General features: G+C 28.1%; 25 protein-coding genes. 23 read left to right on the forward strand and 2 right to left on the reverse strand.

The genetic code is table 4. The features are described from left to right. Positions 1 to 112: 112 nt before the first annotated feature. Positions 113 to 478: a hypothetical protein gene (locus tag C6B38_RS08075; protein ID WP_233485692.1), complete on the reverse strand. Its 366-nt coding sequence runs from the start codon at positions 476 to 478 to the stop codon at positions 113 to 115. A 591-nt stretch (positions 479 to 1,069) separates the two neighbouring features. Between C6B38_RS08075 and lepA the strand changes: the two genes are divergently transcribed. The 12 genes from lepA (at position 1,070) to pheT (ending at position 16,241) form a co-directional block, all read left to right on the forward strand. Further along, positions 1,070 to 2,872: a translation elongation factor 4 gene (lepA, locus tag C6B38_RS08080; protein ID WP_105299239.1), complete on the forward strand. Its 1,803-nt coding sequence runs from the start codon at positions 1,070 to 1,072 to the stop codon at positions 2,870 to 2,872. A 61-nt stretch (positions 2,873 to 2,933) separates the two neighbouring features. Next, positions 2,934 to 3,650 (forward strand): hypothetical protein, encoded by a 717-nt coding sequence (locus tag C6B38_RS08085; protein ID WP_105299240.1) that lies wholly within the window; start codon positions 2,934 to 2,936, stop codon positions 3,648 to 3,650. 62 nt (positions 3,651 to 3,712) lie between these two features. Continuing rightward, positions 3,713 to 4,006 (forward strand): Vmc-like lipoprotein signal peptide domain-containing protein, encoded by a 294-nt coding sequence (locus tag C6B38_RS08090; RefSeq protein ID WP_105299241.1) that lies wholly within the window; start codon positions 3,713 to 3,715, stop codon positions 4,004 to 4,006. Then, a complete protein-coding gene (locus C6B38_RS08095) occupies positions 3,982 to 4,854 on the forward strand; it encodes a hypothetical protein (protein WP_105299242.1) in 873 nt (290 codons plus the stop codon). The genes C6B38_RS08090 and C6B38_RS08095 overlap by 25 nt, the downstream gene beginning before the upstream one ends. Positions 4,855 to 5,651: 797 nt before the next feature. Next, positions 5,652 to 6,980 (forward strand): MFS transporter, encoded by a 1,329-nt coding sequence (locus C6B38_RS08100; protein WP_105299243.1) that lies wholly within the window; start codon positions 5,652 to 5,654, stop codon positions 6,978 to 6,980. 33 nt (positions 6,981 to 7,013) lie between these two features. Beyond that, positions 7,014 to 7,703, forward strand: coding sequence for a M48 family metallopeptidase (locus C6B38_RS08105; RefSeq protein WP_105299244.1), 690 nt, complete (start codon positions 7,014 to 7,016; stop codon positions 7,701 to 7,703). A 48-nt stretch (positions 7,704 to 7,751) separates the two neighbouring features. After that, positions 7,752 to 7,997, forward strand: coding sequence for a hypothetical protein (locus tag C6B38_RS11595; protein ID WP_233485693.1), 246 nt, complete (start codon positions 7,752 to 7,754; stop codon positions 7,995 to 7,997). Between the two features lie 8 nt (positions 7,998 to 8,005). Continuing rightward, positions 8,006 to 8,482, forward strand: coding sequence for an NAD(P)H-hydrate epimerase (locus C6B38_RS11600; RefSeq protein WP_233485694.1), 477 nt, complete (start codon positions 8,006 to 8,008; stop codon positions 8,480 to 8,482). Between the two features lie 55 nt (positions 8,483 to 8,537). Next, positions 8,538 to 9,224 carry an NAD(P)H-hydrate dehydratase gene (locus C6B38_RS11605; RefSeq protein WP_233485695.1) on the forward strand — a complete coding sequence of 229 codons (687 nt, stop codon included), beginning with the start codon at positions 8,538 to 8,540 and terminating at the stop codon, positions 9,222 to 9,224. 68 nt (positions 9,225 to 9,292) lie between these two features. Continuing rightward, entirely contained in the window at positions 9,293 to 12,493 is a 3,201-nt protein-coding gene (locus C6B38_RS08115; protein WP_105299245.1) for an ABC transporter permease, read from the forward strand. A gap of 303 nt (positions 12,494 to 12,796) precedes the next feature. Continuing rightward, the gene (pheS, locus tag C6B38_RS08120) at positions 12,797 to 13,834 is read left to right on the forward strand and encodes a phenylalanine--tRNA ligase subunit alpha (protein ID WP_105299246.1); all 1,038 of its coding nucleotides are present in this window, start codon (positions 12,797 to 12,799) and stop codon (positions 13,832 to 13,834) included. A 10-nt stretch (positions 13,835 to 13,844) separates the two neighbouring features. Beyond that, positions 13,845 to 16,241, forward strand: a complete 2,397-nt coding sequence (pheT, locus tag C6B38_RS08125) for a phenylalanine--tRNA ligase subunit beta (RefSeq protein ID WP_105299247.1) — start codon at positions 13,845 to 13,847, stop codon at positions 16,239 to 16,241. A gap of 121 nt (positions 16,242 to 16,362) precedes the next feature. Here the strand turns inward: pheT and C6B38_RS08130 are convergent, their stop codons facing one another. Continuing rightward, positions 16,363 to 17,205 (reverse strand): MurR/RpiR family transcriptional regulator, encoded by an 843-nt coding sequence (locus tag C6B38_RS08130; protein WP_105299248.1) that lies wholly within the window; start codon positions 17,203 to 17,205, stop codon positions 16,363 to 16,365. Between the two features lie 153 nt (positions 17,206 to 17,358). Here C6B38_RS08130 and C6B38_RS08135 point away from each other — a divergent pair, with 153 nt between their 5' ends. The 11 genes from C6B38_RS08135 (at position 17,359) to ileS (ending at position 26,874) form a co-directional block, all read left to right on the forward strand. Further along, on the forward strand, positions 17,359 to 17,877 hold the full coding sequence (locus C6B38_RS08135; protein ID WP_105299249.1) for a hypothetical protein: 519 nt from the start codon (positions 17,359 to 17,361) through the stop codon (positions 17,875 to 17,877). Next, positions 17,877 to 18,053, forward strand: coding sequence for a 50S ribosomal protein L32 (gene rpmF / locus C6B38_RS08140; RefSeq protein ID WP_004027582.1), 177 nt, complete (start codon positions 17,877 to 17,879; stop codon positions 18,051 to 18,053). The genes C6B38_RS08135 and rpmF overlap by 1 nt, the downstream gene beginning before the upstream one ends. Positions 18,054 to 18,290: 237 nt before the next feature. Further along, on the forward strand, positions 18,291 to 18,722 hold the full coding sequence (gene mraZ, locus C6B38_RS08145; protein ID WP_105299270.1) for a division/cell wall cluster transcriptional repressor MraZ: 432 nt from the start codon (positions 18,291 to 18,293) through the stop codon (positions 18,720 to 18,722). Positions 18,723 to 18,725: 3 nt separating this feature from the next. After that, positions 18,726 to 19,667: a 16S rRNA (cytosine(1402)-N(4))-methyltransferase RsmH gene (rsmH, locus tag C6B38_RS08150; RefSeq protein ID WP_105299250.1), complete on the forward strand. Its 942-nt coding sequence runs from the start codon at positions 18,726 to 18,728 to the stop codon at positions 19,665 to 19,667. 34 nt (positions 19,668 to 19,701) lie between these two features. Next, positions 19,702 to 21,015 (forward strand): cell division protein FtsA, encoded by a 1,314-nt coding sequence (locus C6B38_RS08155; RefSeq protein WP_105299251.1) that lies wholly within the window; start codon positions 19,702 to 19,704, stop codon positions 21,013 to 21,015. Positions 21,016 to 21,083: 68 nt separating this feature from the next. Further along, entirely contained in the window at positions 21,084 to 22,319 is a 1,236-nt protein-coding gene (gene ftsZ / locus C6B38_RS08160; RefSeq protein ID WP_105299252.1) for a cell division protein FtsZ, read from the forward strand. Between the two features lie 2 nt (positions 22,320 to 22,321). Next, on the forward strand, positions 22,322 to 22,747 hold the full coding sequence (locus C6B38_RS08165) for a cell division protein SepF (RefSeq protein ID WP_105299253.1): 426 nt from the start codon (positions 22,322 to 22,324) through the stop codon (positions 22,745 to 22,747). After that, positions 22,740 to 23,201, forward strand: coding sequence for a hypothetical protein (locus C6B38_RS11610; RefSeq protein WP_233485696.1), 462 nt, complete (start codon positions 22,740 to 22,742; stop codon positions 23,199 to 23,201). Before C6B38_RS08165 ends, C6B38_RS11610 begins: the two co-directional genes overlap by 8 nt. 157 nt (positions 23,202 to 23,358) lie before the next feature. Further along, a complete protein-coding gene (locus tag C6B38_RS12030) occupies positions 23,359 to 23,493 on the forward strand; it encodes a hypothetical protein (protein WP_255401141.1) in 135 nt (44 codons plus the stop codon). A gap of 14 nt (positions 23,494 to 23,507) precedes the next feature. Beyond that, complete coding sequence (locus C6B38_RS08175) at positions 23,508 to 23,912, forward strand: hypothetical protein (protein WP_004028804.1); 405 nt, start codon at positions 23,508 to 23,510, stop codon at positions 23,910 to 23,912. A gap of 235 nt (positions 23,913 to 24,147) precedes the next feature. Continuing rightward, positions 24,148 to 26,874, forward strand: a complete 2,727-nt coding sequence (ileS, locus tag C6B38_RS08180) for an isoleucine--tRNA ligase (protein WP_105299254.1) — start codon at positions 24,148 to 24,150, stop codon at positions 26,872 to 26,874. Positions 26,875 to 26,889: the final 15 nt, after the last annotated feature.

Genomic DNA, 26,889 nt, shown 5'->3' on the forward strand with positions numbered 1-26,889 from the left:
AAAAATTAAAATATTTTTAATTTTTTTAAATTTATGGTTGATTTTTGTAATTTTTATTATATTATTTAATTAATAAAGATTTGTTGCACTTCATTTTACATAATTCATTTTATTATAATGTTCGTGCTGAAAAACTAATAATTTTTAATGTTTCTTCAATTTTATCTTTTAAATAATTTAAGTAATAATAGTTAATGATTGATTCTCGTAAAATTTTAATTTTTTTGTCATAATTAGATTGTAGTTGTTTTTCACAATAATCAAAAATTCATAAATTTTCTTGCCGCATGTTTAAATTAACTTTAAAATTTTGTCGATATAATTTGCGATATTCGTTAAGAGCATTACTAATGCGGTTATGAATAAATTCAGTACTTTGATTAATAACACGCATAATTTGATAAATTAACCCTTCATGTTGTTGCAAGTTAATTTGTTTCGTGTTAAAAGTTTTTAAATTTTTTAATAATGTATACAACCAATCTTTTTTTGTATCAGAAATTTTTGGCTGTATAAATTATTTAAGGGTATTTAATATATTTTAAGAAATTATGGAATAAATAATCCACATACTTAATTTAAAGATACCATGTTTAATTTTATTGTCAACAAATTTTTATATTTTGTATAATGTACGATGAAGCTCCAAAAAAGCAACTCTTGTTAAAGGGTTGTTTTTTTATTTGAAAAAACCATTTTAGTAAATGGTTTAATTATTTTTATTTAATTTCTTTATATTTTTATACCCTACTTTTTTTTATACAGTCAAATTTCAACATTCGTAATTAAAGTTACTTCAGCCATTAACTGATTATAATATTTTGTAAAGTTAGTATTCACAAGTATTCCCCATTCCGTGATATAAAAAAATGCTAATAAAATTTTTAAAATAATTGTTCCATAGTTTCATTTTTTAAATTGTGTTTTATATTATATTGTATTTATTTTAAAAATTCAATTTGGCTGTAATTATTTATTATTAAAACCAGCTATTTCAGGTTATTTTACTAAAATTATGTATAATAATATAAGAGGATATAACTGCTGATAGAAAGGGTTTCAATTTTAAATGGAGAAAAAATTAATTCGTAATTTTTCAATTATTGCTCATATTGACCATGGAAAGTCAACCTTAGCAGACCGGATTTTAGAGTTAACAGGAACAGTTGAAAAACGAGAAATGCAAGAACAATTATTGGATTCAATGGATTTAGAACGTGAACGAGGAATAACAATTAAATTAAATTCTGTTCAGTTAAAGTATCGGGCTCAAGATCAACAAGAGTATATTTTTCATTTAATTGATACTCCAGGACATGTTGATTTTACTTATGAAGTATCACGTAGTTTAGCAGCTTGTGAAGGAGCAATTTTAGTTGTTGATGCAGCACAAGGAATTGAAGCTCAAACATTAGCTAATGTTTATTTAGCAATTGATAATAATTTAGCAATTATTCCTGTTATTAATAAAATTGATTTACCATCAGCTGACCCAGACCGCGTTAAAGAAGAAATTGAAAATTTAATTGGAATTCCAACAACAAATGCACCATTAATTAGTGCTAAAACAGGATTAAATATTGAACAGGTATTAGAAGCAATTGTCAAGGATATTCCTCCCCCATTAGACGGCGATGATAATAATCCGTTGCAAGCATTAATTTTTGATTCATATTATGATAAATACCGAGGCGTAATGGTCTCAATTCGAGTTAAGCAAGGAATTGTTCGCGTTGGTGAAAAAATTAAATTAATGAATACCGGTGCTGTTTATGAAGTTACCGAATTAGGAGTTAAAACCCCAAAAGAAGTTAAAAAAAACCAATTAGGAGCCGGTGAAGTAGGGTGATTAGCAGCAAGTATTAAAATGGTGCGTGATGTTCGGGTTGGTGATACGATTACAACTGTTGCTAATCCAGCGCAACAGCCATTGCCAGGATATAAAAAAATGAACCCAATGGTGTTTTGTGGTCTATACCCAATTGATTCTGCTAAATATAAAGATTTAAAAGAAGCCTTGGAAAAAATTCAGTTATCGGATGCTTCCCTTGTTTATGAGCCAGAGACATCGCAAGCATTAGGTTTTGGTTTTCGTTGTGGCTTTTTAGGATTATTACATATGGATGTAATCCAAGAACGATTAGAACGAGAATATAATTTAGAGTTAATTGCAACTGCACCATCGGTAATTTATCATGTTTATTTAACAAATAAGGAAATGATTAGCATTGATAATCCAAGTGAATTACCCGCTGTGCAAAAAATTGATCGCATTGAAGAACCATTTGTCAAAGCAACAATTATGACCCCCAAACAATATATTGGTTCATTAATGGAATTATGTCAAAATAAACGTGGGACATATGTTAATTTAGAGTATATTGATGATACGCGACGAATTTTGACTTATGAGATGCCATTAAATGAAATTGTTTTTGATTTTTTTGATCGGTTAAAATCAATTAGTAAAGGTTATGCTTCGTTAGATTATGATTTTATTGGTTATCGTCCTAATAAATTAGTTAAAATGGATATTTTACTAAACAATGAAATTATTGATGCTTTATCAATTATTGTTCACCGTGATTTTGCTTATGGTCGTGGTAAAGCTCTCTGTGCAAAGTTAAAAGAAATTATTCTCCGTCAAAATTTTGAAGTTCCAATTCAAGCAGCCATTAATCATAAAGTTATTGCGCGAGAAGATATTAAAGCTATGCGTAAAAATGTATTAGCAAAATGTTATGGTGGCGATATTACCCGGAAAAAGAAATTGTTAGAAAAACAAAAAGAAGGAAAAAAACGAATGAAAGCAATTGGTTCTGTTGAAGTACCTCAAGAAGCTTTTATGGCTGTTTTAAAGTTAGATGATTAATTGCTATTGTTAGCAATTTTTTATTAATAAAAAGTGATATAATTAATAAAAGGTGATAACAATGAATCTAAAATATAATAATTTTTATCATAAGTTTCTTAGTTTCTTTTTATTAGCATTATTATTTTATGTTTTTTTATTTTGAGGAATTGGAATTATTTATCTAGTAAATAATTTTGTTTTTGATAATGTTCTTTTTAATTTAGCTTATGTAGTGTTAATTTCCTTTGTTTCTATTTTTGTGGTAGGAATTTTAACGCAAATTTTAATTAATTTTTGTTTTTATCAACAATCATTTGACCATTATTATAAATTATTGCTTAAAACTAATTGATTTGTTCTTTTAACATGACTATTAAATTTAATTTTATTAACAATAACATTAGCTTATAATTTTCAACGCTATATTGTTTTAGTTCAAAATCAACATTTAGCACGAATTCCATATTTAATTTTATTAAATTTATTTTACATTTTTTATCTTATTATTGGTTTATCATTGCTATTAACAATTGCTTTAGTTGTTATTTATGGGTTTTATCTTAAAAAAATTACTTGTTTTGTTATTTGAACTAATATGGAAATTTATAATGAATTATTTATAAATAACTTTACAGTTGATCTATTTGCCGCAATGATTCGATTTCTCCAACAAATGAATATTGTAGTGATTATTAAATCACTAATTTGTCGAACATTTTTAAAAGCACAATTACGAAAAACAAAATTATTAATTCAGTTTAAAAAGGAAAATTGTCCACCCTTATTTGGTTTATAATAAATATTTTTAAAAATAATATTTATGAATAATTTATTTTTGTGATAAAGGAGTTTTTAAGTATGAAAAAATTAATGATGATTTTAGCATCACTAACATTTACTTCGGCTTCTATTACTTCAGTTGTTAGTTGCACTAATGTTGCTGATATTGCAAAGAAAACCAATTATCATGTCATTCCAAATGTTGCTAGTATCAAAGCAGCTATTCAAAAGTTAAATTATAATTCAGATAACTTTGCTGTTGATCTTGATCCAGGAATGAAAACAGCAACAATTCGCTCAATGCCATATGTTTCGAATCAACCATTTTTAGCAAAAAAAAAATTAATTTGGATTGATCAACAAATGATTTAACAAAAATTATTACTTTGACTTCATTACCATATTCAGAAGAAGCAGTTGATAAACCAGCAGATCCTGCTCGTGTTTTAGCAGTGATGAATGTTTTAAATGGCACAAATTTTACAATTGATGATGTTGAAGTTATTGTGGAAGATAATAATAATTATAAAATTATTGCAAAAGAAGGAGGTAATTTTACTGGTGAATTAGAAATTATCTCAGAAGCTGTTACGTTTGACCAAGTGTATCCAGTTGTTAATTTAGGGAATGTTTATTTAGCTAGTGATATTTATAATAATTGAAAGAAAGACCCAACAGGAAGTACATTAATTATAGCGGCAGCTCTAATGGAATTTAGTGGTGATCGTAATCATTTTTCTGCTTTTTATAGTCAAGCTATTATGCAAGCCTTTATGCAAGGTGGGATTTTAGATATTAATATTTATGATCAATTAAATGGTACTTTTTACTTAAGTGGTAGTGTACCTAATATTTTTAATGATTCTAATGTTACTTTTAAATTTCATGTTATTTTAGATCACCGTAAATATTTAAATTATAACAATGAAAAACCAAAAAATATGGAACAAATTAAAGTTACACTAAATGAAACATATACTGGAAATAATTTAAATGACATTCGCTATGCTGTTGTTAAACAACTGTTGGGACAATCTTTTGCAGAACAGTATAAAGACCTTTGATATGATGAGCTTTTAGTTGACAAGCCATATAATCCAGATAAAAAAGAAATTGTTTTTCGCGCAAAACCAGGTTCAAAAATTTTGGCATCTTCTGATAAAATGGCATCAATTTTAACAAAACAGCCATTTTATCAAATTATTGCAACATTGCAATAAAAAATAAAATGAAGTAATTATGATTGAAAAAATGTTAGAGTAAAACTAGTTTTATTTAAAACTAGTTTTTTATTGCTTAAATAAACATAGTTTTTTACAAGTTCAAAAAAGTTATTTTTTAATTTTTAAAGTGCATTATCTTGTTGAAAATAAAATAATATATTATATAATGTAATTGGATATACGTTATTATGATTCAGGATTATAAAGTTTAACATTCATTTAATGGTTAGTTAGCAATTAGCGGCTAATTCATTTTATTTTTAAATTTATCAATCTTCTTGAATCTGGTAGGGTGGTTGGAATGTATTAAATATCAAATATCAATTAGCAAAACATATTAACTTTTAGTTGTTTCAGAATAATAATTAAAAAGAATTCCCTTGTCTATTTTACAAAAAACTGGTCTGTAAAATGATTTGTTATACAAATATGTCCATTCTTTTTAATCCTTTAAACTAAGTAGCAAATCGATTTTTAATAAACATAATTAATAAACATAATTAATAAACATAATATATATACCTTGAATTATTTAATTATTGCTGAAAAAATATAATTATCAACATAATAAGCATTACCCTGAGTCAAAGTTATGTTACGATTATGTGAAGTGATACTAGTTTTAAATTTAAAACTAGTATCTTTTTTATTTTAAATTTTGGTTTAATTAAAATGGTAAATAACAAACAATTTTTACATTTTATTATTGGTTTTTATAGAAATAGGGTATAATTACAATATATAATTAATAATAATATGCATGGTTTGTTATGGTTAAAAGATAGGTGAAAAAAATGGAGAAATTACGTGGAGTGTCATTAACTTTCTTAACAATTGGCGGAATTTTTAGTGCGTTACTGTTTGGGATATTAATTATGGTAGCAAATAAAATTAATAGTCAAATGTTCCTTTATAATGCTGCATACATGCTATTACAAGATATTGCCCTTTTGGTTTTACAGTTCTCAAATATGACAGTATATAATAATATAATTACAAAACCAGAATTAGTTGGTGCTATTTTAATTGGAATTTCTAGTTTTTTAGTATTAATGTATTTAATTCCAAATTATTTATCAAAAAATAATAGTTATAAAGTCTTTGGAATAAGTTGAGCTTTTATTATTGGATTAATATCTTGCGTTTTATTAACAATGGCTGTTGCGCTTGCTGGTCAACCAAGAAGTCTTAATGCTGTTTTAAATATTTTTAAATTAAATTTACCGATTAATTCAGGATTTATTTTGTTATTTATTGGCCCAGGATTAACTTTCTTTGGTAGTTGATTTGCAATAACTTATTATAGTAAAACACGAAAAACAAAATCATTAACGCAAGATCAAAAAAATCATTTAACAGCGATTAATTTTGAAACTGGTAAAATTGGTGCTCGTGGTTTAACACCCCAAAAAGAAATGGTAAGTCAAAGTGAACTTACTCTTCTTGAAGAAACAAAAAATCCTATTAACAACAAATCAGTTTCAACAACAAATGATTTAAAAGCAAAGATGGCCTTATTGAAAGCGAAGATGGCTCGGAATGCTCTTTTACATGAACAAGGTGAAGCACATCTTCTCCCAGTAGAAGAAGATAATAATGCTACTAATTCAAATCCAACAATTCGTGTTGGTGCAGAAGGGCAATATTTACCTACAATTAAAGAGAACGAAGGAATTGTTGATGAATCACCCGTAGGACTACTTATTGAACAAGAAGGTGACTTTGTACAAAAAGGTGATATTATTAAACATCGTGATTATTCAGCACCTATTTTTAGTACGGAAAGTTCGCCTTCAAAAGGAAAATTAAATTCATATGATTCAATTATTATTCCAAAATCAAAACAACATATGTCATTAGATAAAACAGAATTAGCTGAACGAATTGGTTCAGTTCCAAAACCAAGTGGTAAACAACGCATTAATCCCAATGCTCGCGTTGATAGTTCTTATGATGGCAAAGTTTTTTTAGGTGATATTGATAAAATTTGAACAGCTGGCAAAAAATACCGTGAAGATATTACAAAAAAACCAGCAACTAATAATTCTTTGCAATCATCAGAGTTACACCATAATTTTGAGAATGAAAATGAAAATGATGATAAAATAGATGATAATCATTAATTAATCCATATTTATGTTAGGGGGAGGAACATCATGGCATTGGAAAAAGTGCTACCATATCAGGGTAATTTAATTAAATATGATTTAATTATTAAAGAACAAAAGAATATTGTGTTAAATGTTAATAATGGTAAAATTAAAGTATCAGCCCCTAGTTATGCCCATGATTGAGAAATTGAAGCTCTAATTTATAAAAATATTAAGAAAATTATTACTGTAATTGATGTTCACGATAATTATCGAAAGATTGTTATTAATCCAAATGGAACAGGTTATGTTTATGTTTTTAATGAAAAATATCCATTGCAACTAACGAATGAGAATATTTATACTAAAATTGTTAATCGACAATATTTTTTATTAAAAGATGCTGGTAGTTATGATGAAAATGTTAAGAAGTTACATCATTTTTTAAAGCAAAAATTTAGTTATAAATTTGAGCAATTATTAAATAAATGAGCAACAATAATGAATTTATCTTATAAAAATTTAACAATTAAAGCAATGGTTCGCAAATGAGGTGTTTGTTATCCTCAAATGGAAAAAATTGTTTTAAATACAAAATTAATTCATTTTGATTCAACAGTATTGGAATATGTAATTATTCATGAATTATCACATTTAGTTCATCATAATCATTCTAAGTTGTTTTGATATTATGTTGAAAAATATATGCCAAATTATCGTGAAAAAGTTGAAATTTTAAAAAAACCAGGGATTTAAAATGGTTTTCTTTTTAATTTAATATAATCAAGTAAGGAGTTAAGAAATATGCTTTATATTAGTAATCAACAAGACACAAAAAATCTTGAAAATTTTATTTTTAATCAATTTGATATTCCTCCAGTTAAATTAATGGCAAAAGCAGCAGAAGGCTTATTTCATCATTTGAATTTAGCAGTTCATAGTTTTTTAATTTTAACTAATGTTGGTAATAATGGTTGGGATGGCTTTTGTTTAGCGAAATTAATTAATGATTATGATGGAACAAAGAAGTTGGATATTATTATTCATTAGTTAAAAAGTTGCGGAATGTAACAATGACTTTTCTTGATGATAATATTGAAGCAGTAATTTTATGAACTGATATTATTATTGATTGCATTTTTGGTATTAGTTATCATGAAAAAATGCCACCGGCTATTGATGAAATTATTAAAAAAGTTAATGAAAGTCAAAAATATGTTTTAGCATGTGATATTCCAAGCGGAATTGAAAATGATAGTGCAACAATTCCAACAATTGCAATTAAAGCAAATAAAACTATCACTTTTTTTACTTACAAATCAGCTTTTATTAATTATGATATTATTCTTTACTTAGGAAAAGTTGTTGTATGACAATTGGGTTTTTATCAGCAAGAGATTAATAGTATTTGTGCAAAATTAATTGATAACAACTTATTTTATACGGATAGTGTCCAATTACATTCTCGTTCGCTAATTTCACACAAAGGCATCTATGGCAATTTACTTATTTTTGCTTCAAGTTTAGAATATTAAATCCTGGAACCTTAGTTGCTAATATGGCATTAAATGCTGGATTTGGATTAGTAATTTGGCTTTATCACCAGAATTATTAGAAAAAACAAATAATACCGCTCCAGAAATCACATTCTGTGATGCTTCTGACCGAGCCCGAATTTTAGATTTATTAACAAACAAAGTTAATGTGGTAGCCTATGGAATGGGAAAAGGAAAAACAGAACGGACATATAATACTTTAAATTATATTTTAGATAATTATAAAGGATCAATTGTTGTTGATGTTGATGGAATTAATGTCCTAGATGCCCCTTTATTACGAAAACTACGTGGATGGGTAATTTTAACACCCCGTGCCTTAGAATTATCACGCTTGATTAATAAAAGTGTGCCAGAAATTTTAAATAATCGAATTAATATTGCAAAAGAATTTGCGAACAAGTATAAAATTATTGTTGTTTTAAAAGGATATCAATCAATTATTACTGATGGTAATCGAGTGTATATTAATGGGACAGGTAATCCCTATATGACAGTTGCTGGAATGGGTGATACTTTAACTGGTTTAATTGCCAGTTTAGTTGGTCAGGGTTATGAATTATTTGAAGCAGCAATCGTTGGAACATATTTACATGGGCTAGCTGGGGATGAAATTTCACAATACAAAAAACCAGTTTTGCCAACAGACATTATTGACCAAATTGGCTTTGTTTTAGCAGAACTTATTGGAAATGAAGATTCTATTAATTTTAAAAAGTAGTTATTTTAGTTATTTTTATAACTTTTGAATTTGATATAATTGTTTAAAATGAAAGAAGGAGAATAAGAATGCGCCAAATTTTAAAAAGTTATTTAAAAGCATATTTTAAAAATTGAATTGAAGCAGGAGGCTTAATTCTTTTTATTATCATTATTATTGCAACAATTGCCGGAATTTTATCAGGGGCATTACAATATAAAATAAAATATAATGATTTAATTTATACCTCTGAGCAATGAGATTATGGTTTTTTTAGTGTTGAAGATTATAAACCTAATTTTATGGAAGATTATTATTTGCATAATAAGTTTATTGATAAAAATAAGCAAGAGATTAGTGTTACCGGAGTTCCTCAAGCAATTTTAAATGAAAACAGTAGTTGGTGAACAACAACAAAAAGTGTTTGTGATAGTCTTCCAGCATTACAACAATTTTGCTCAACAAGTCAAATTATGGCTAAGTTATTTGAAGTTGCTCAATACCGAGGAATGTATCAAAACATTGATGGTGTTAATCCAATTGCCTATCTTTATTTTCAAAAATATAATTGAAATCAACCAAAAGAAATGGTGACACGGTTATTAGCACAAAAAACTTTGCCAGAATATTCTGTTGGTGTTTTTGAAACGATTTCATTTAAACAAGAAACTAGTTCAAATTATACTTTAAAGATTACTCCTGCAGTAGTACAAAATTTAGAACAAACAGCACCAGTTAATTTTAACCAATTGAAGTTATATCAAGGACGGTTACCAATAACAAATGATGAAGCAGTTGTTAGTAGTTTATTTGCGGAGCAAAATAAGTTAAAGATTGGAGATATTTTTTCAGTCATTCCAAATAACCCAAAATTTAATTTAAAAATTGTTGGGATTGGAAATAATTTAGATAATTTTATTAAGCAGACAAATTTAAAAATTAATAATAGTAATGATATTCGGAAATATGGTGTTTTATTTACAACTGAGCGATTTTACACTCAATTTCAAGATGCAAATGTCCGTAGTGAATTAGGAACTATTACTTTAAAACCAAGTCAAAAAATTTTAATTAAGTTAAATTCATCAAATGCAATTTTAACTTTAAAAGAAAATTTAGCTCAAGGATATATTAATCCAACAGCAACTTTAATTCCATATGAAAATAATTATATTGCAATGCAAACGCAAAATATTAACATTCAAATTATTTTATATAGTGCCATTGGTTTTGTGCTTTTATTTTTAGGTTTTATTTTTATTAATTATACAATGAAAAAAGAGATGAATAACACTCGTCGGCAAATTGGAATTTTTAAAGTTTTTGGTTATCAAACAACTGAATTATCATGAATTTTTTCAACAAAGTTTTTTGTTACGATGCTATTTGGTATTATATTAGGGTATTGTGTCAGTATTCCTATTCAGTTATATGTTAATACATTATATACAACAGGATTATTAATTCCATTTAAACTAATTTATGTTTCTTGATGATTTATGCTAATTTTGTTTTTAGTTATTCCAGTCTTTTTTACTACTTTATCATTTTTATTTACAATGAGTTATTTAAAAAAACCAAGTTTAGTATTAATTAATGGTGAAGGAAAAATGCATTTTTATGGTTTAATAATTGGCATTAAAAAAATTTTTAGTAAAACAAGTTTCTTGTTTCGAATTCAATTGGCATTTACTTTAAAAGGATTTTGAAAATGAATAATTGTAATGTTTATTTTCTTTATTTCTTCATTACTCTTTATCATTCAATTTAATGCATCTGATATTTTTAGTCAAATTGTTTATTTGTTTAGTAATGTTTATCAAAAAGATGTTGACCATCGATTCCAATTTCCAAGTTTATTAACAATGGCAACAAGTTATAGAACTCCAACAGGAGAAGAAAAATTAAAATTAATAAATAATAATCATTTTCAAGTGTTACCAACAAGTGATGTTGAACAAACACAAGCCGTTTCATTAGCAAAATTTAATAAATTAGCAACGGCTATTCATCAAAATCCGATGGATATAGAATTATGAAGAAAACTCCTCCTTTATCAGCCAATTTATCAATCAGTTTATTTGACTGATTTAATTCAAGTTGTTAAAGATATAAAAAATATTACAGGAAAAAATTTACCAGATTGAGGGAAAAAAATTATTAATTTAAGTAATCTAATTGACCAAACCCATGTTAAGACAGTTGTTAGTTTTAATACATTGTATTACAATCCTCAAACAGAATTGCCAGTTCTTAATTTAGCTGTAACTCCAAGTAATCGTGAAGCAGCAGTCATTAGTGATCTTAATTTAAAAGGGATTGAACCAGATACTTGAGCAGAGTTTTACCAAATGAAAGGTGTTAATGAGACCGTAATGACTGAATTGTTTGTGGCACCATTAACAAGAACACAAATTCCTGCAATTATTTCAGAAAAAATAGCTAAATTAAATAATTTAAAAATTAATGACACGTTTGAATTTACAGTTAAAAATGTAAGATCTACTTATAATTTATCAATTGTTGTTAAAGGAATTAATAAAAATGATATAACACGAAGTAATGTTTTTATTAATGCTAATACTATTCGATTTTTATTTTATGATTTTAACGGAAAACCAGTACCAGGTGATTTTTATGATGGTGTAATTTCGAAGGAAAAAATAATTTATGATAAGATTAATCCAAAAGATTTACTAATGGGGAAACAAGATTATAAAATTTCGTTGCAAAACTTAACAATTAACATTTTTAATCATAATATTACCGATAATTTAGGAAAAATTATGACGACAATAACTAGTGATGGTAGTGATATTAGTATTTTTACTGGTCTAAATAATGTTGAATTAATTACCTTGCAAAAATTATTAGCATCAGCAGGCTTAGGGATGTTAAATGATTCATTGTTGATTTTACAAATATTAAATGGAATTATTATTTTCATTATTTTATCAGTTATTACTTCTTCAGTAATTGATGAAGCTAGCCAAGTTATTTTAACAATGCGAGCCTTAGGATATAAACCACGGCAAGTAAACTTTATTGTGATTGGTAATTATGTTCTTGGTGTTTTATTTACCTTCTTTTTTGCATATGTTATTTCCTTACTAATTTGGCATTTTGCTGTTAATATTATTTTAGAACAGTTTAGATTTGTTATTAATTTGCCATTAAATTGACAAACACCATTAAAAGTTGGAACTATTATTGGGATTATTTTAGTTTTAGCATGACTATTATCTATGCATTTAGTAAAAAAACAGAAACTAAATGAATTAACTGAGTAAAATAGGTTATAATAAAATTATAAAATTTCAGATTAAATCGTTGATTTAGGAATAGTAATTAATACGCTTATCGTCAGAGAGGTTATGGATGGTGCAAATAACTGGTGAGATATTAAGGAATTCACCTAATGAGAGCTGCTAATCCCAGCCGGATTATTGATATTAATGATTCGTTAACTGTAATTAAGACTATTTATTAGTAAAAAAAGATGGTACCGTAAGAAATTGCTCCTTGTTTATATTTTTTAATATAGACAAGGATTTTTCTAACTTAATTAGACTTCAACAAGAAAGGACCAAGCAATGGAAAAAGAATTAGAGTTATTATTTAATCAAGCAACAAAAAAAATTAAAGCAGCAAAAACAGTAGCGGAAGTTAATACGCTTCAATTAAAATATTTGGGAAAAAAAGCAATGTTGAATGATTTATTGAAAAAAATGAAAGATTTAACGCATCAAGAACGTTTAACAATTGGACAAAAAGCAAATCAAATTAAAGGGGAATTAACCGTATTATGTCAAACTAAAAAGACAGAATTAGAAAATGCTTTATTATTAGCAACAATTGAACAAGAAAAAATTGATTTGTCGTTACCAGGATATAATTTAGTGTTAGCAACAAAGCATCCTTTAAACCAAGTTATTGATGAAATTTCTCAATTATTCCAAGAATTAGGATATGATATTGTGTTTGGAACTGAAGTTGATGATGATGAATATAATTTTCAACGTTTAAATTTACCATTAGGGCATCCCGCTCGTGATATGCAAGATACATTTTATTTGTCTAAAAATACATTATTACGAACACATTGTACCAATATGACAGCCCGTGCAATTTCGCAGATGAAAAGTAAAAACGAAATTATTGCGATGATTTCAACCGGAAATACTTATCGTCGGGATGATGATGATGCTACGCATTCACACCAATTTATGCAAATTGATGGATTTTTAGTTGCTCCAAATATTACTTTTGCTAATTTAAAATGAACAATTCAATACTTTTGCCAAAGAATGTTTGGTGAAGCGACGCAAATCCGTTTACGGCCAAGTTTTTTTCCATTTACAGAACCGTCAGTTGAAGTTGATGTTACTTGTGTTAATTGTCAAGGTAAAGGTTGTTCAATTTGCAAGCAAACTGGATGAATTGAGATTATGGGGTCTGGGATGATTAATCCGCTTGTTTATGAAGCATGTGGTCAAGATCCAACATTAACTGGCTTTGCTTTTGGGATTGGAATTGAACGAATTGCGATGTTAAAATATGGGATTGATGATATTCGTCGTTTTTATATGAATGACATTCGCTTTTTAGAACAATTTAAGAAATTTGATTAGGAGGTTTAAAATGATTATTACAAGAAGATGATTAAATAAATATATTGATTTTACTGATATTAGTAATGCTGATATTGCTGCTGCTTTAAATAGTTTAGGTTTTGAAGTAGAACGTACGCATAATTTTGATTGTAATAGCAATATTGTTTGTGGCCGAATTCAAGTGGTTAATGAAATTCCTGATACGCATTTAAAGTTTTGTCTCGTTGATACAGGCCAAGAATTAGTTGATCCAATTGTTTGCGGAGCTAGTAACCCAGCTGAAAACGGATATGTTGTTGTTGCTCGTCCAGGAGCAGTCTTAGCAAATGGAACAAAAATTGCAAAACGCGAAATTAAAGAATATGCTTCAGAAGGAATGATGTGTTCATTAAGTGAATTAGGAATTGGTGAAAAATATTTAACAGCAGCCGAACAAGATGAAATTATTTTAACTTTTAATGAAAAAGAAGTTTCATATGATATGATTGGTGCTGAGGATATTTTAACTAAAATTGGTTTAACTGATTATTTATTTGAGATTGATTTAACATTAAATCGAAGTGATTGTTTAAGTGCTTACGAGTTAGCTCGTGAATTAGCTCGCTATTTTAAACGAGAATTATTTCCGTTAGAGTTAGAATCAACAGAAAATTTAAAAGAATATCAAAATCCATTAAAAGTAGTAATTGCAACATCAGCAGTTGAATCAGCAATTAGCGTTAATGTTGTTAAATTAACACCAGAAAAAAGTCCGTTAAAATTATCAGATCGAATTTGGTTAAAAATTAATGAATATCAATCAAATATAGCAGATCCATTTGGCGATTTAGCAATTAAAGCAACGCTTGAGACAGGCCAACCATTATTGCTTTATGATTTTAATAAAATTAAAAACCCTTTAAAAATTACTGATGATTATGAAAATAAAACTTTTAATATTAAAAAAGGTGATTTAGTTGTTGTTGAGGGGAATGAATTTGTTGAATTAATTGGGATTCGTGTTAATCCGGTTTATGCTATTAGTGCTACAACAACGGAAATAACAGTGTTAGCACTCCATTTAAATCATATTGTAATGCGTCAACAACAACGAAAAGTTGGCATTAGTAATATTAATTTGCATCGTTATATTAAACCGCTTAGTTATGCTACTGTTAGGTTAGGATTATCACGTTATTTATACTTATTAAAAATTAATGGTTTTTTGGCAGAGTTATCAGTTTTAAATTTTATTAAAGAATATAAGAAAACAGTTGAACCAATTAGCATTACCTTACTTGAGATTAATCAATTTATTGGTCATTCTTTTACCTTATTAGAAATTAAAGCTTTATTAGAACCATTAGCTTTCCAATTTAAAGAAGAAGGCGAACAATTGTTTGTGACACCACCAGTAACCCGTACTGATATTTTCCAAAAAGTTGATTTAATTGAAGAAATTGTGCGTTTATTTGGTTATAATAACATTATTGCTAAACCGCCAGTTTTACCAAATCTAGTTAAAGCTAAACGTCCCGCTGAAAAAACAATTAAAAATTTTGAAACTTTCTTTTTAAATAATGGTTTTTATCAGGCAAAAACATATGCATTAGTTAAACAAGAGGAAATTACTAATTTTAATTTTTTTAATTATCAAAAACCATATCAATTATTATCTCCCTTATCAGAAGAACATGTGGTAATGCGCTTAAGTTTAACAAATAGTTTATTAAATAGTGTCGGATATAATAATGCTCGAAATCAAAAAAATGTTAAATTATTTACTGTTGAAAAAATTTATGCAAATGAGAAAAGCTATTATCATGGGGCCTTTGTAAGCCAAGTAGAAATTGTTCAAAATAAAATAACAGGAGATAATCTTTCTAATTCATATTATTATATTAAAAGCTTATTGGAAGCTTATGTACAAAGTGAACAAATTGATATTAATGAATTATCATATCAACAAGCACCAAAAAATAAGGTTTACCATCCTTATCAAACTAGTTATGTTTTTTTAGGAAAACAATTATTAGCAATTATTGGTCTGATTCATCCTGCATATCAGAAAGAAGTTAATCTAAAAAGTGCAACTTATTTTGGCGAAATTAATTTTGAGGTAATTTTTAATTATCCGCAGAAAAAACAAACATTTTTTACACCGCTTTCTAAATTTAGCGCAAGTAATCGTGACATCTCAATTTGGGTACCCGCCACAGTAACCTATGAGCAAATTAAGAAAAAGATTTTAACTGGTGTAAAAAATGTTGTTGCGATAGAAGTTATTGACCAGTATTTTGATCATAAAGAAATGCCTAACTATGTTGCTTTAACAATTAGTTTTACGTTTAATGATATGACAAAACAGTTAACTGAAGCAGATATTAACCAACAATTTGAACAAATTAAAATGAATTTGAAGAAATTACAATTACAAATTCGTTAGAAAAGAACATTTATTGAGGATTAAGTTAATAATTTATCGTAAACAAGCTTAATCCTTTTAATTAGGCAGCATTTTATTTATCATATAAAAAAGAACATCTTTTGAAGCAGATGTTCACTAGTTATTTTAGTTTTTTAACATATTCATGTCATTCATCAATGGCTGTATAATAATCTTGGTATTCTTCATTATGAGTAGGATGATATTTTGCAATTAACATCCCAAAAACAATATTAATTAGCATTAACCGCGAAACATAATGGGGATTATCAACATAAAAATTTAAAATTTCAGTATTTTCTAAGGTTAGTTTTTGCAAATTAGGTGGTCCTTTATATTTTTTGTTAATAGTTAATAAAATAATTTTAACATTTCGTTTTGTTGCAATATCAATTAGAAAATGATATTCAGCATCTTGTAAACTTTTTGAAATTAAAATTAATAAATCATTTTCACTAAGAGTTTCAATTAATTGAATTGTGGCATAATAATTAACAAGATAAGTTGAATTATATTTTAAAACATTTAAGTGTAAATTTAAATTTTCGCAAATTAAAGTGTGGCGACTAATTCCCCAAATAACAATTCGTTCACTATCATTAATTGTATCAATGATTTTTTCTAATTGATTAACTTTTAAATTTCGGTAAGTTTCATCTAAGGCATAAGTGTGCAGTTTATAAATATTATCAATAATATTATGGAGAGTTGTCTCATTTTCTTGAATATCGAATTCTTTGATATTATTATACTTTCCAGCAACTCATACTTTAAATTTACTATAATTTTCAAACCCCAATTTTTTAATTAACCGACTTAAGGTTGAAGTATTGATGAAAAGGCTATCTGCTAATTCGTTAATAGTTAATTCTAGAACACTTTGAATGTCATTATTTAATTTTTCAATTAATTGAATCTGTAAATCAGTTAATTGGTTTTCTTTGTCATATGTTATAATTTTCATTTTGGCTCCTCATTTTTACAGCACATTTATATTTTATAAAAATAAATGTATAATCATATTATATTATATTATATTAATGAATAATTTAACAAAAGTTTTATTATGGCAAGATTATTCAAATTTGACAGAAAAAGTCAATAATGAGGGAACAAAATGATTTATACAGAAACAGATTTTATTAAACAACCGCAAGTTATCGTTGATATACCATTAAATATTAGTCTAGAATTACTAGATTATTCGGTTAATATTAGAGGAATCAAAGATATTACCATTAAGGGAATTATTAATTATCACCCAGATCTTAATGCGATTAATATTATTGCAACAATTATTGGTGAAATTGTTGTTGAGGATGCTCAGACATTAGAACATTTTTCTGTTCCAGTTAATTTAGAATGAAATGATAAATATAGTTTTAAATTTTTTAAAAAAAGTGATATTAATTACTTAAATGAGCAAAATTTTGATATAATAAATTATGCGTGAGATGAAATAATTATGAATATTCCTATTAATTTATCTAAAAATAGTGATAAAATAATTAGTGGTGATTCAACTTGGCAAGTTTTTTCGGAAGAAGAATTTGCATTGTATCAAGCAGCTCAAGCGGATTCACGATGAGAACAGTTACACGAAAAATTAGTTAAAACAACAAAGGAGGAGAAATAATGGCGGTACCATTTCGAAAAACATCCAAGCAGGCAAAAAGAAAACGCCGAACACATTTTAAATTAGTTGGAGCAACTTTGATAGCATGTAAAAATTGTGGAGCATTAATTAAGCCACATAGAGTTTGTCGTGAATGTGGATATTATAAGGATAAAGAAGTTATTAGAGTTGATTAGGTTATAATAACTAATTATGGGAAGGGATCAGGAGATTCTTTTTTTTTTTTTTTTGATTATATATCTTAGTTGTGGACCATTATTTTTGTTCTCTTTACAATTTACATTTTAAAAAATCCTTTAATTATTGACTTATTAGTAGGATTATTTTTTTGTAAAAAATTTTTTAGGAAAAGTGTTGCAATATGGGAAATATTATAATAAAATATGTATGAAAGTGGGGGAGAATGGGGCAAAATGGCATTATTAGGAACTTACAATCATACATTAGATGATAAAGGACGATTAACAATTCCTTCTAAAATGAGAGAACAGTTTAAAGATGATAAAGTCTTTATTTCTCTTGGTTTTGATGGTTGTATTGATGTTCGTAATGAAGTTGAATGGTTAAAGTGAACAGAAAAAGTTGCTTCAACTGGACAAGCCAGAGCCGAAGGACGGGCTTTGACACGAAAAATTATGTCAATGTCGGATGAAACTACTTTCGATAATGCTGGACGAATTAAAATCTCGTCCATTTTACAAAATAAAACAAATATTGTAAAAGATGTTGTTATTATTGGAAACAATGACCACTTAGAATTATGAGATCCAAAAGTTTGAGAAGTATATATTGAACAAGCACCAAGAATCGAAGAAGCGGCAAAAAATTTTGAGGAAAAAATTTAATGTATGGAATTTAAACATCAAACAGTCTTATTACAAGAAGCAATTGCCGGTTTAAATATTCTAAACAATGGGATTTATGTTGATTGTACCTTAGGGCGAGCTGGACATAGTCTTGAAATTTTAAAACATCTTCCAAATGGAAAGCTATATTGTTTTGAACAAGATGAAGCAGCAATTATTGCTTCTAAACAAATTTTGCAGGAAAGTAAATATCATAATTATGAAATTATTAAAAATAATTTTGTTAATTTAGCTGCTGAATTACAAGTACGACAAGTTAAAGCAGTTAATGGGATTTTATATGACCTCGGAGTATCATCACCACAATTAGATGATGATAACCGTGGTTTTAGTTATCGTTATGATAGTCTATTAGACATGAGGATGAATCAAAAGCAAGAATTAACCGCAAAAATCATTGTTAATACTTATTCACAAGAAGCTTTAGCAAAACTTTTTCAGGATTATGGTGAAGAACCATTTGCAAAAGTAATTGCAAAAAACATTGTTATTGCTCGTAATACACAAGAAATTGTTACTACTTTCCATCTTGTTGAAATCATTAAAAAAAGCTTGCCACAAAAGATTTTAAAAAAAGCGAAACATCCGGCAAAACGAGTTTTTCAAGCATTACGGATTGAAGTAAATCAAGAGTTATTTGTTTTACAAGAATCATTACTACAAGCAACAACTTTATTAGCAGTGCATGGTCGCTTAGTTGTTATTTCATTTCATTCATTAGAAGATCGTATTGTTAAAAAATATTTTCAGAGTTTAACAAAAGATCCTAATTATGAAATAAATCAACAATTACCAGTAATATCACATTTTGAAAGTGATTATCAGATTATTATCAAAAAAGCAATCGTACCTTCGGGAACTGAACAAGCAAGAAATCATCGGAGTACAAGTGCTAAATTAAGAATATTAGAACGGGTGAAATAATATTCTAAAATTTTAAAAGGAGGAGGTGAACGAAGTGGAATATAAGTTAAAAGAAGTATATGCTGTGTTAGTAATTAAAAATTATAGTTTTAGTTTTATGGTTGGTGTTTATACTGAATCACAAATTAAAGTACTTTATAAAAGACATCTTGAATATCATTTTTGTGATAATGGTATCATTATTGATGAAAAAAATGTGGCTAAAGAATTAGTTAATTTAATTAAAGATGCAAATCGACAATTAGGAATTGTGATTGAACGAGTGGCAATTAGTATTCCAGCTAATAATATGACAATTAAAACTTCAACCAAAATGCTAAATTTAACACATGATCGTCTAATTACAAGAAATGATATTGATTCATTAATTACATTAGCAAAAGAAGTTCCTTTATTAGATGATGAAACTACTTTTTTTATTAGACCATATCGTTACATTTTGAATGAACAAAAAGCATTATCAGCGCCACCAATAGGGCAGGCGGCGCACAAAGTAAGTATTAAGGCAATTGTTTATGTAACAAAAAAACGAATTATTCAAAGTATTTTTGCTACCCTTAAATATGCCAAAATTGAAGTTATGGGTATCCTTCCAGAAGGGTTTAGTCTTGCGTGAAATATTGCATCACCAGTTGATTTGCAAAATGGGATTACAATTATTAATTGAGATTATGATAATATTACCGCTTATGTCTTTGTTCGTGAAACTTTATGCGATCAAATTATTATTACGGGTGGGATTAAAAAAATAATTACGCGGTTACGTAATGTCTTAAGTTGTGATAATAAGCAAGCACTAAAATATTTATACAAAATTATTAATTTAAATAATAATAGTAAAGATAATTTAATTATTTACAGCAAATATGATCATCAACACCAAACACAATTAAACTTTACCCATTATGATTTAAAACGAATTGTTAATCATGTTTTAACTGAAGAAATGGAAACATTAAGTGAAAAGTTAGCTAATAGCTTAGGGCGCTATAACTATCCAGTGGTTGTTGTTGGTGAAATTTTACGAATTAGTGGATTTAAAGAAAATCTGTTGGCGTTAAATAAAGATAAAAATGTTACTGTTTATATTGCTTCAACATTAGGAGCAAAAGAAACATGATGTACTGGCTTATTGGGAAATATTTATTATCAACATTTAGCAAATAAAGTTAGTGCAACAAATATTCAATCGGTTGATCATCGTTATATTCGTTACTTAAATAATAATGGTGATAAAAAAGGACCACGAAGTGACAAAAATGGTGAGCATTACCAACCAAGCGGCAATGTTAATCCAGCACAAGGGGTTATGCCGCTAAGTAAACAGCATTTAAATAGTTCACAATAATATAAACAAAATACTACCAAAATATTAAATAAATAGTATAATATATAAAAAATGGAGGAATTAAGGTTATGGACAATTTTGATAATTATGAACAAGTCGCGTCAATAAAAGTGATCGGTATTGGTGGTGCTGGTAATAATGCGGTTAATCGTATGATTGAAGCAGGTGTGCAAGGGGTTGAATTTATTGTTGCTAATACTGATGCCCAGATTATTAGTGTTTCAAAGTCAAAAAATAAAATTGTATTGGGTAAAGAAACATCCAAGGGGCTAGGAGCAGGTGCTAATCCTGATGTTGGTCGCCAAGCAGCAATTGAATCAGCAGAAGAAATTAAAGATGCTTTAAAAGGGGCAGATATGGTTTTTGTTGCCGCTGGAATGGGTGGTGGAACTGGAACTGGGGCTGCTCCTATTATTGCCAAACTTGCTAGAGAACAAGGCGCTTTAACCGTTGGAATTATTACAACGCCATTTTCATTTGAAGGTCGTGCGCGCAATAGTTATGCCATCCAAGGGACTGAAGAACTACGTAAGCATGTTGATTCATTAATTATTATTTCAAATGATCGCTTATTAGAAGTCATTGGGGGTGTCCCATTAAAAGATTCGTTCAAAGAAGCCGATAATATTTTACGCCAAGGAGTTCAAACCATTACTGATTTAATTGCAGTACCATCCTTAATTAATTTAGACTTTGCAGATATTAAGACTGTTATGAAAAATAAAGGGAATGCTTTATTTGGGATCGGTATTGGTTTAGGTAAAGATAAAGCAATTGAAGCTGCTAATAAAGCAATTATTTCTCCATTATTAGAAGCGTCAATCCGTGGTGCACGTGATGCTATTATTAATGTTACTGGTGGAAATACCTTAACCTTAAATGATGCTAATGACGCTGTTGATATTGTTAAACAAGCAATTGGCGGCGAAGTTAATATTATTTTTGGAACAGCAGTTAATGAGCATTTAGATGATGAAATGATTGTAACTGTAATTGCGACTGGGTTTGATGAAGAACAAAATTTTACTAATCCGGATAATACTTATCGTCCTTCAATGGAAGAATATGAAGCACCAGCACCGCATCCAACTCGTGACGCTGAGATTAATGATGACAACAATCATCAAGATATTGCTCGTAAACGACCAAGTTATTTCACTAATTTATCAGAAAATTCTGAACGTGAAACAGCAAATGCAAACCGTCGAATTAATGCGTGACGAGAGCATGTTAATAATAATCAAGTAGTTGAACATGACGATGAAGATGATGATTTACCACCATTTGTTCGTCGTAGTTGATAATAATGAGCATTTTTAAGAAAAAACAACGAAGTATTTACGACGCTCAACCACGAATTGATTTTAATGATAGTCCAACCGAACCAATCGTCCATAGTGATCAACCATTAGCAAAACCTGTTTTTGTTCCAGAAACACCCTTTCAAAAGGTGATTTTTGAGCGTGAAAACGAAATTCAAAATTCTTCGGAGACTAATAGTGATACAAGTGTCTTGACAACTGGCTTCATTGCTGATAGTTATAATGATGCTCCAAAAATGGCGGATTTATTATTGACAAAAGGACAATTAATTGTTCATTTAGAAAAATTACCAAAGTCAGAATGAATACGGTTATTGGACTTTATTAGTGGTGTTATGTATGCTTTTGATGGTGATGTTCAAAAAATTGATTATAAAACCTACCAATTTACAATTCAAAAAGATGCTTAATAAAACCCAATTATTGCAACATTATCAGCAAGATTATGAATTAATTAATAAGATTAAAGGATGATGTGAACAAGCACGCCGCGGTCAAGTTATTCACACAGATTTTCTTGATTTACGGCAAATTGCAATTTTACAAGCAATCTTGGCACAAGAAAAAATTTCTAATTATGTTATTCATAAACCATTAACAAATGGTTTTCGTGCAACAGTTAGCTTTAATAGTAGCCACGATCATACGGTTATTTTACATGCGAAACAACCAACATCGCATTTTTTTTCAACATCATCAGGTGCTTGGTTTTATTTTAAACCAATTACAATTAGAATTACCAGTCATTGGCAATTTATATATCACAGCGAATGATTTATATTTAAGTGTTTTAAAGAAAATTATTCCCGTGTTTGTTGATGCCCCATTAATTGTTCAAAAGAATTTATTAATTTGAACGATTAATCTTGCTCCGGTTGTTATTGAATACCAATTTACTATTTTTACAAAGACAGTAAAAAGTTTACGACTAGATGCGGTAGTAAGTGCACTACTTTGCAATGTTTAACGACAACAAGCACAAAAATATGTTGATTAAAATTATGTTTATGTTAATTTTTCCGTGGTAAATAATAAGACTTTTCAAGTTTCTTGTGATATTATAATATCAATAAAATGGTATGGTCGTTTTAAAATTAATGCAATTTTACCATTAAAAAATCAACATTATCGAATTACAATTGCAAAATTTGCATAAAAGTAGGGAAAAATATGGCAGAACAAGAGAAAGATTTACGGACAGTTATTTATGAACAAAATGAAATTATTGAAAAATTAACATACGATAATCGACAATTAATGTTGCGTTTACAAGAATTGCAACATTTAGAGCATATTTCACGTTATAATATTGAAAAGTCACGCGAAGCATTTGAAGTTGCAAGTCATAATGCAGGACGCATTATTATGAAAGCAGTTGATTTTTCTTATGCTTTTAAAGAAGAAATTGCGGTATTACTTGATGACATTGATCATAATCGGCATAATCCCCAAAATGTGTTAAAAGTAATTGATGATTTTTTAGAAAGAAATAAACGAATTTATGCCTTTTCCATTAACGATGGTGAACGAATTACAGAATTGATTAAAAAAGAAATTATTAACAAAATTAAATAAATAGTGTAAGATTTACTTATAGGAAAACAAACCAAGGTTATTTGCTCGTTTTATTATAGCAAGATTAGGATGATGTGAGCTAATCATAAAAGACAAATAATTATCTCTTGTTTTTACAATTTAAAATTAAGAAAAAAAGGTAAATATTATTGCAATATTTATAAAGTAAGATGGTACCGCGCATTGGCGCTCTTATAGTCTTACTTTTTTTATGACAGAAAGGAAAAAAACACGAATGAATTATAAAGATACATTATTAACTCCCAATACTTTATTTGAAATGAAAGCTAACTTGGCGGAAAAAGAACCACAAATTCAGTTAGAATGACTTAAAACAAATGTTGTTTCAGCACGCTACCAACATAATGTTAGCAACCAAGCCTTTATTTTACATGATGGGCCTCCGTATGCAAACGGAGATTTACATGTTGGTCACGCCTTAAATAAAATCTTAAAAGATTTTATTGTTCGTTATTATAACCAAAAAGGATTTTATAGTCCGTGAATTTGTGGCTGAGATACGCATGGTTTGCCAATTGAAACTGCTGTTGTTAAAAGTGGAGTTGATCGGAAAACAACCCCCCCAGTCGCATTTCGCCAAATTTGTCGCCAATATGCTTTAGACCAAATTGAAAAACAAATTACGCAATTTAGTCGGTTAGGATTATTTAGTGATTTTCAGCAAAAATATGTGACATTAGATTTGGCATATGAATTAGAACAATTACGTTTATTTCAAACAATGGTCCAAAAAAAATTAGTTTATCGGCAATTAAAACCAATTTATTGATCACCTTCAAGTGAGTCAGCTTTAGCAGAGGCAGAAATTGAATATGCTGATTTAACATCACCATCAATTTATGTAACTTTTACGGTGACAACAGGAAATAAGACAATTAACCCAGGAACAAAATTTTTGATTTGAACAACAACACCGTGAACAATTCCAATGAATCAATTATTAGCGGTCGGCAAAGATATTGTTTATGTTGAAGTACTTGTTGAGGGTGAAAAATATTTATTTGCTAAGGCTTTATTAGACCAACTGCAAACATTATTAAATTGAAAAAAAGTTAAAATTGTAAAAGAAGTGGTTGGTGCCAAATTAGTTGGCATTATTACAAAACATCCTTTATATGAACGTGATAGTCTTGTTGTGCTTGGCCACCATGTTACTGTTGAAGCTGGAACAGGAATTGTTCATACAGCATCCGGATTTGGTGAAGATGATTATTTAATTGCGCGGGCTAATAATATTCCAATCTTTGCCCCATTAGATGATGCTGGAAAATATACCGCTGAAGTAGAAGATAATAGTTTAGTTGGTGTTTATTATGAAGATGCTAATAAAATAATTGGACAACGATTAGAACAAAATGGCGCTTTGTTAAAATTAAAGTTTACAAAGCATCGTTATCCAATTGATTGACGAACAAAAAAACCAGTTATTTACCGAGCAACAGCACAATGATTTGTTTCAATTGAAAAAATTAAACCAGAATTATTAAGTGAAATTAAACAAGTACAATGGAATCCACAATGAGCAGCAAAAAGAATGGAAACAATGATTGAAAATCGTCAGGATTGATGTATTTCTCGACAAAGATTATGGGGTGTGCCAATTATTGCCTTTTATGATGAAAACAATCAACCACAATTTACACCAGAATTAATTGAACATGTTATTAATTTATTTGCAAAAGCAAAAACAACGGACATTTGATTTGAATGAAGTGCTGATCAACTGTTACCACCAGCTTATCAAAATCGCAATTGACGAAAAGAACAAGATATTATGGATGTTTGATTTGATAGTGGAGTTAGTAATTTAGCAGTAACCAAAGAATATCATTTGCCCCATTCCGTTAATGTTTATTTGGAAGGAATTGATCAATTTCGAGGGTGATTCAATTCATCGCTAATTACTTCGGTTGTTGCAACAGGACATGCTCCTTATCAAGTTGTTTTATCACATGGGTTTGCTAATGATGAAAAAGGGCGAAAAATGAGTAAATCATTGGGCAATGTTATCTCCCCATTATCGATTACTGACCAGTATGGGGCTGATATTTTGCGAATGTGAGTAGCTTCGGTTGATTATCGTGATGATGTTAAAATTGGTTCAGAAATTTTAAAACAAATTGCTGAAGCTTATCGAAAAATTCGTAATACATTGCGGTTTTTGTTAGCAAATTTAAATGATTTTAATCCACTAACAGATTTACAACCAAAATTAGCGGAAGTTGATTATTATGTCTTACATTTAGCTCGTGAATTTCAACAAAAAGTAAATAAAAATTATGAAGAATTTAATTTTAATAATGTTTATACTTTAATTAATAATTTTGTTACAACAACATTATCAAAATTTTATTTGGATTTTACAAAAGATATTTTATATATTGAGGAAATGAAATCACCACGTCGTCGTGCGGTCCAAACAACATTATATTATTTATATCGGATTTTAGTTGATGTTTTAAAACCAATTATTCCGCATACCGTTGAAGAAAGCCACCGCTTTATTACATATCCCCACCAACAAAGCTCGGTTCATTTAGAAGAAAATTTTGTTTTAACAATGTCAATTAATGATAAGTTAGTTGCAAAATGAGACCAAGTATTAAAGTTACGAGATGATGTTAACAAAGAATTAGAACGTCGTCGTGAACAAAAAGAAATTAAAAAATCATTAGAGTGTCAAGTAACGATTGTTTTAAAACCAGTCTATGCAAGTTTAGCAACAATTAAAGATTTATATCAAATTTTTATTGTTAGTGAAATTATTTTTACTACTGACCATCAGAACTTAACGGAATATGAAACTAGTTATTTAAAAGTTCAAGAAAAAGATGGTCTAAAATGCCAACGTTGTTGAATGATTTATAATCAGTTAAATGGACAAAATAATGAAATTTGTAATCGTTGTTTTAATGTTTTATCGGCAAAAAATGTGCGATAATGTATAAAACGAAAA

Source organism: Spiroplasma sp. ChiS, from assembly GCF_002968355.1.
GTDB lineage: Bacteria > Bacillota_I > Bacilli_A > Mycoplasmatales > Mycoplasmataceae > Spiroplasma > Spiroplasma citri.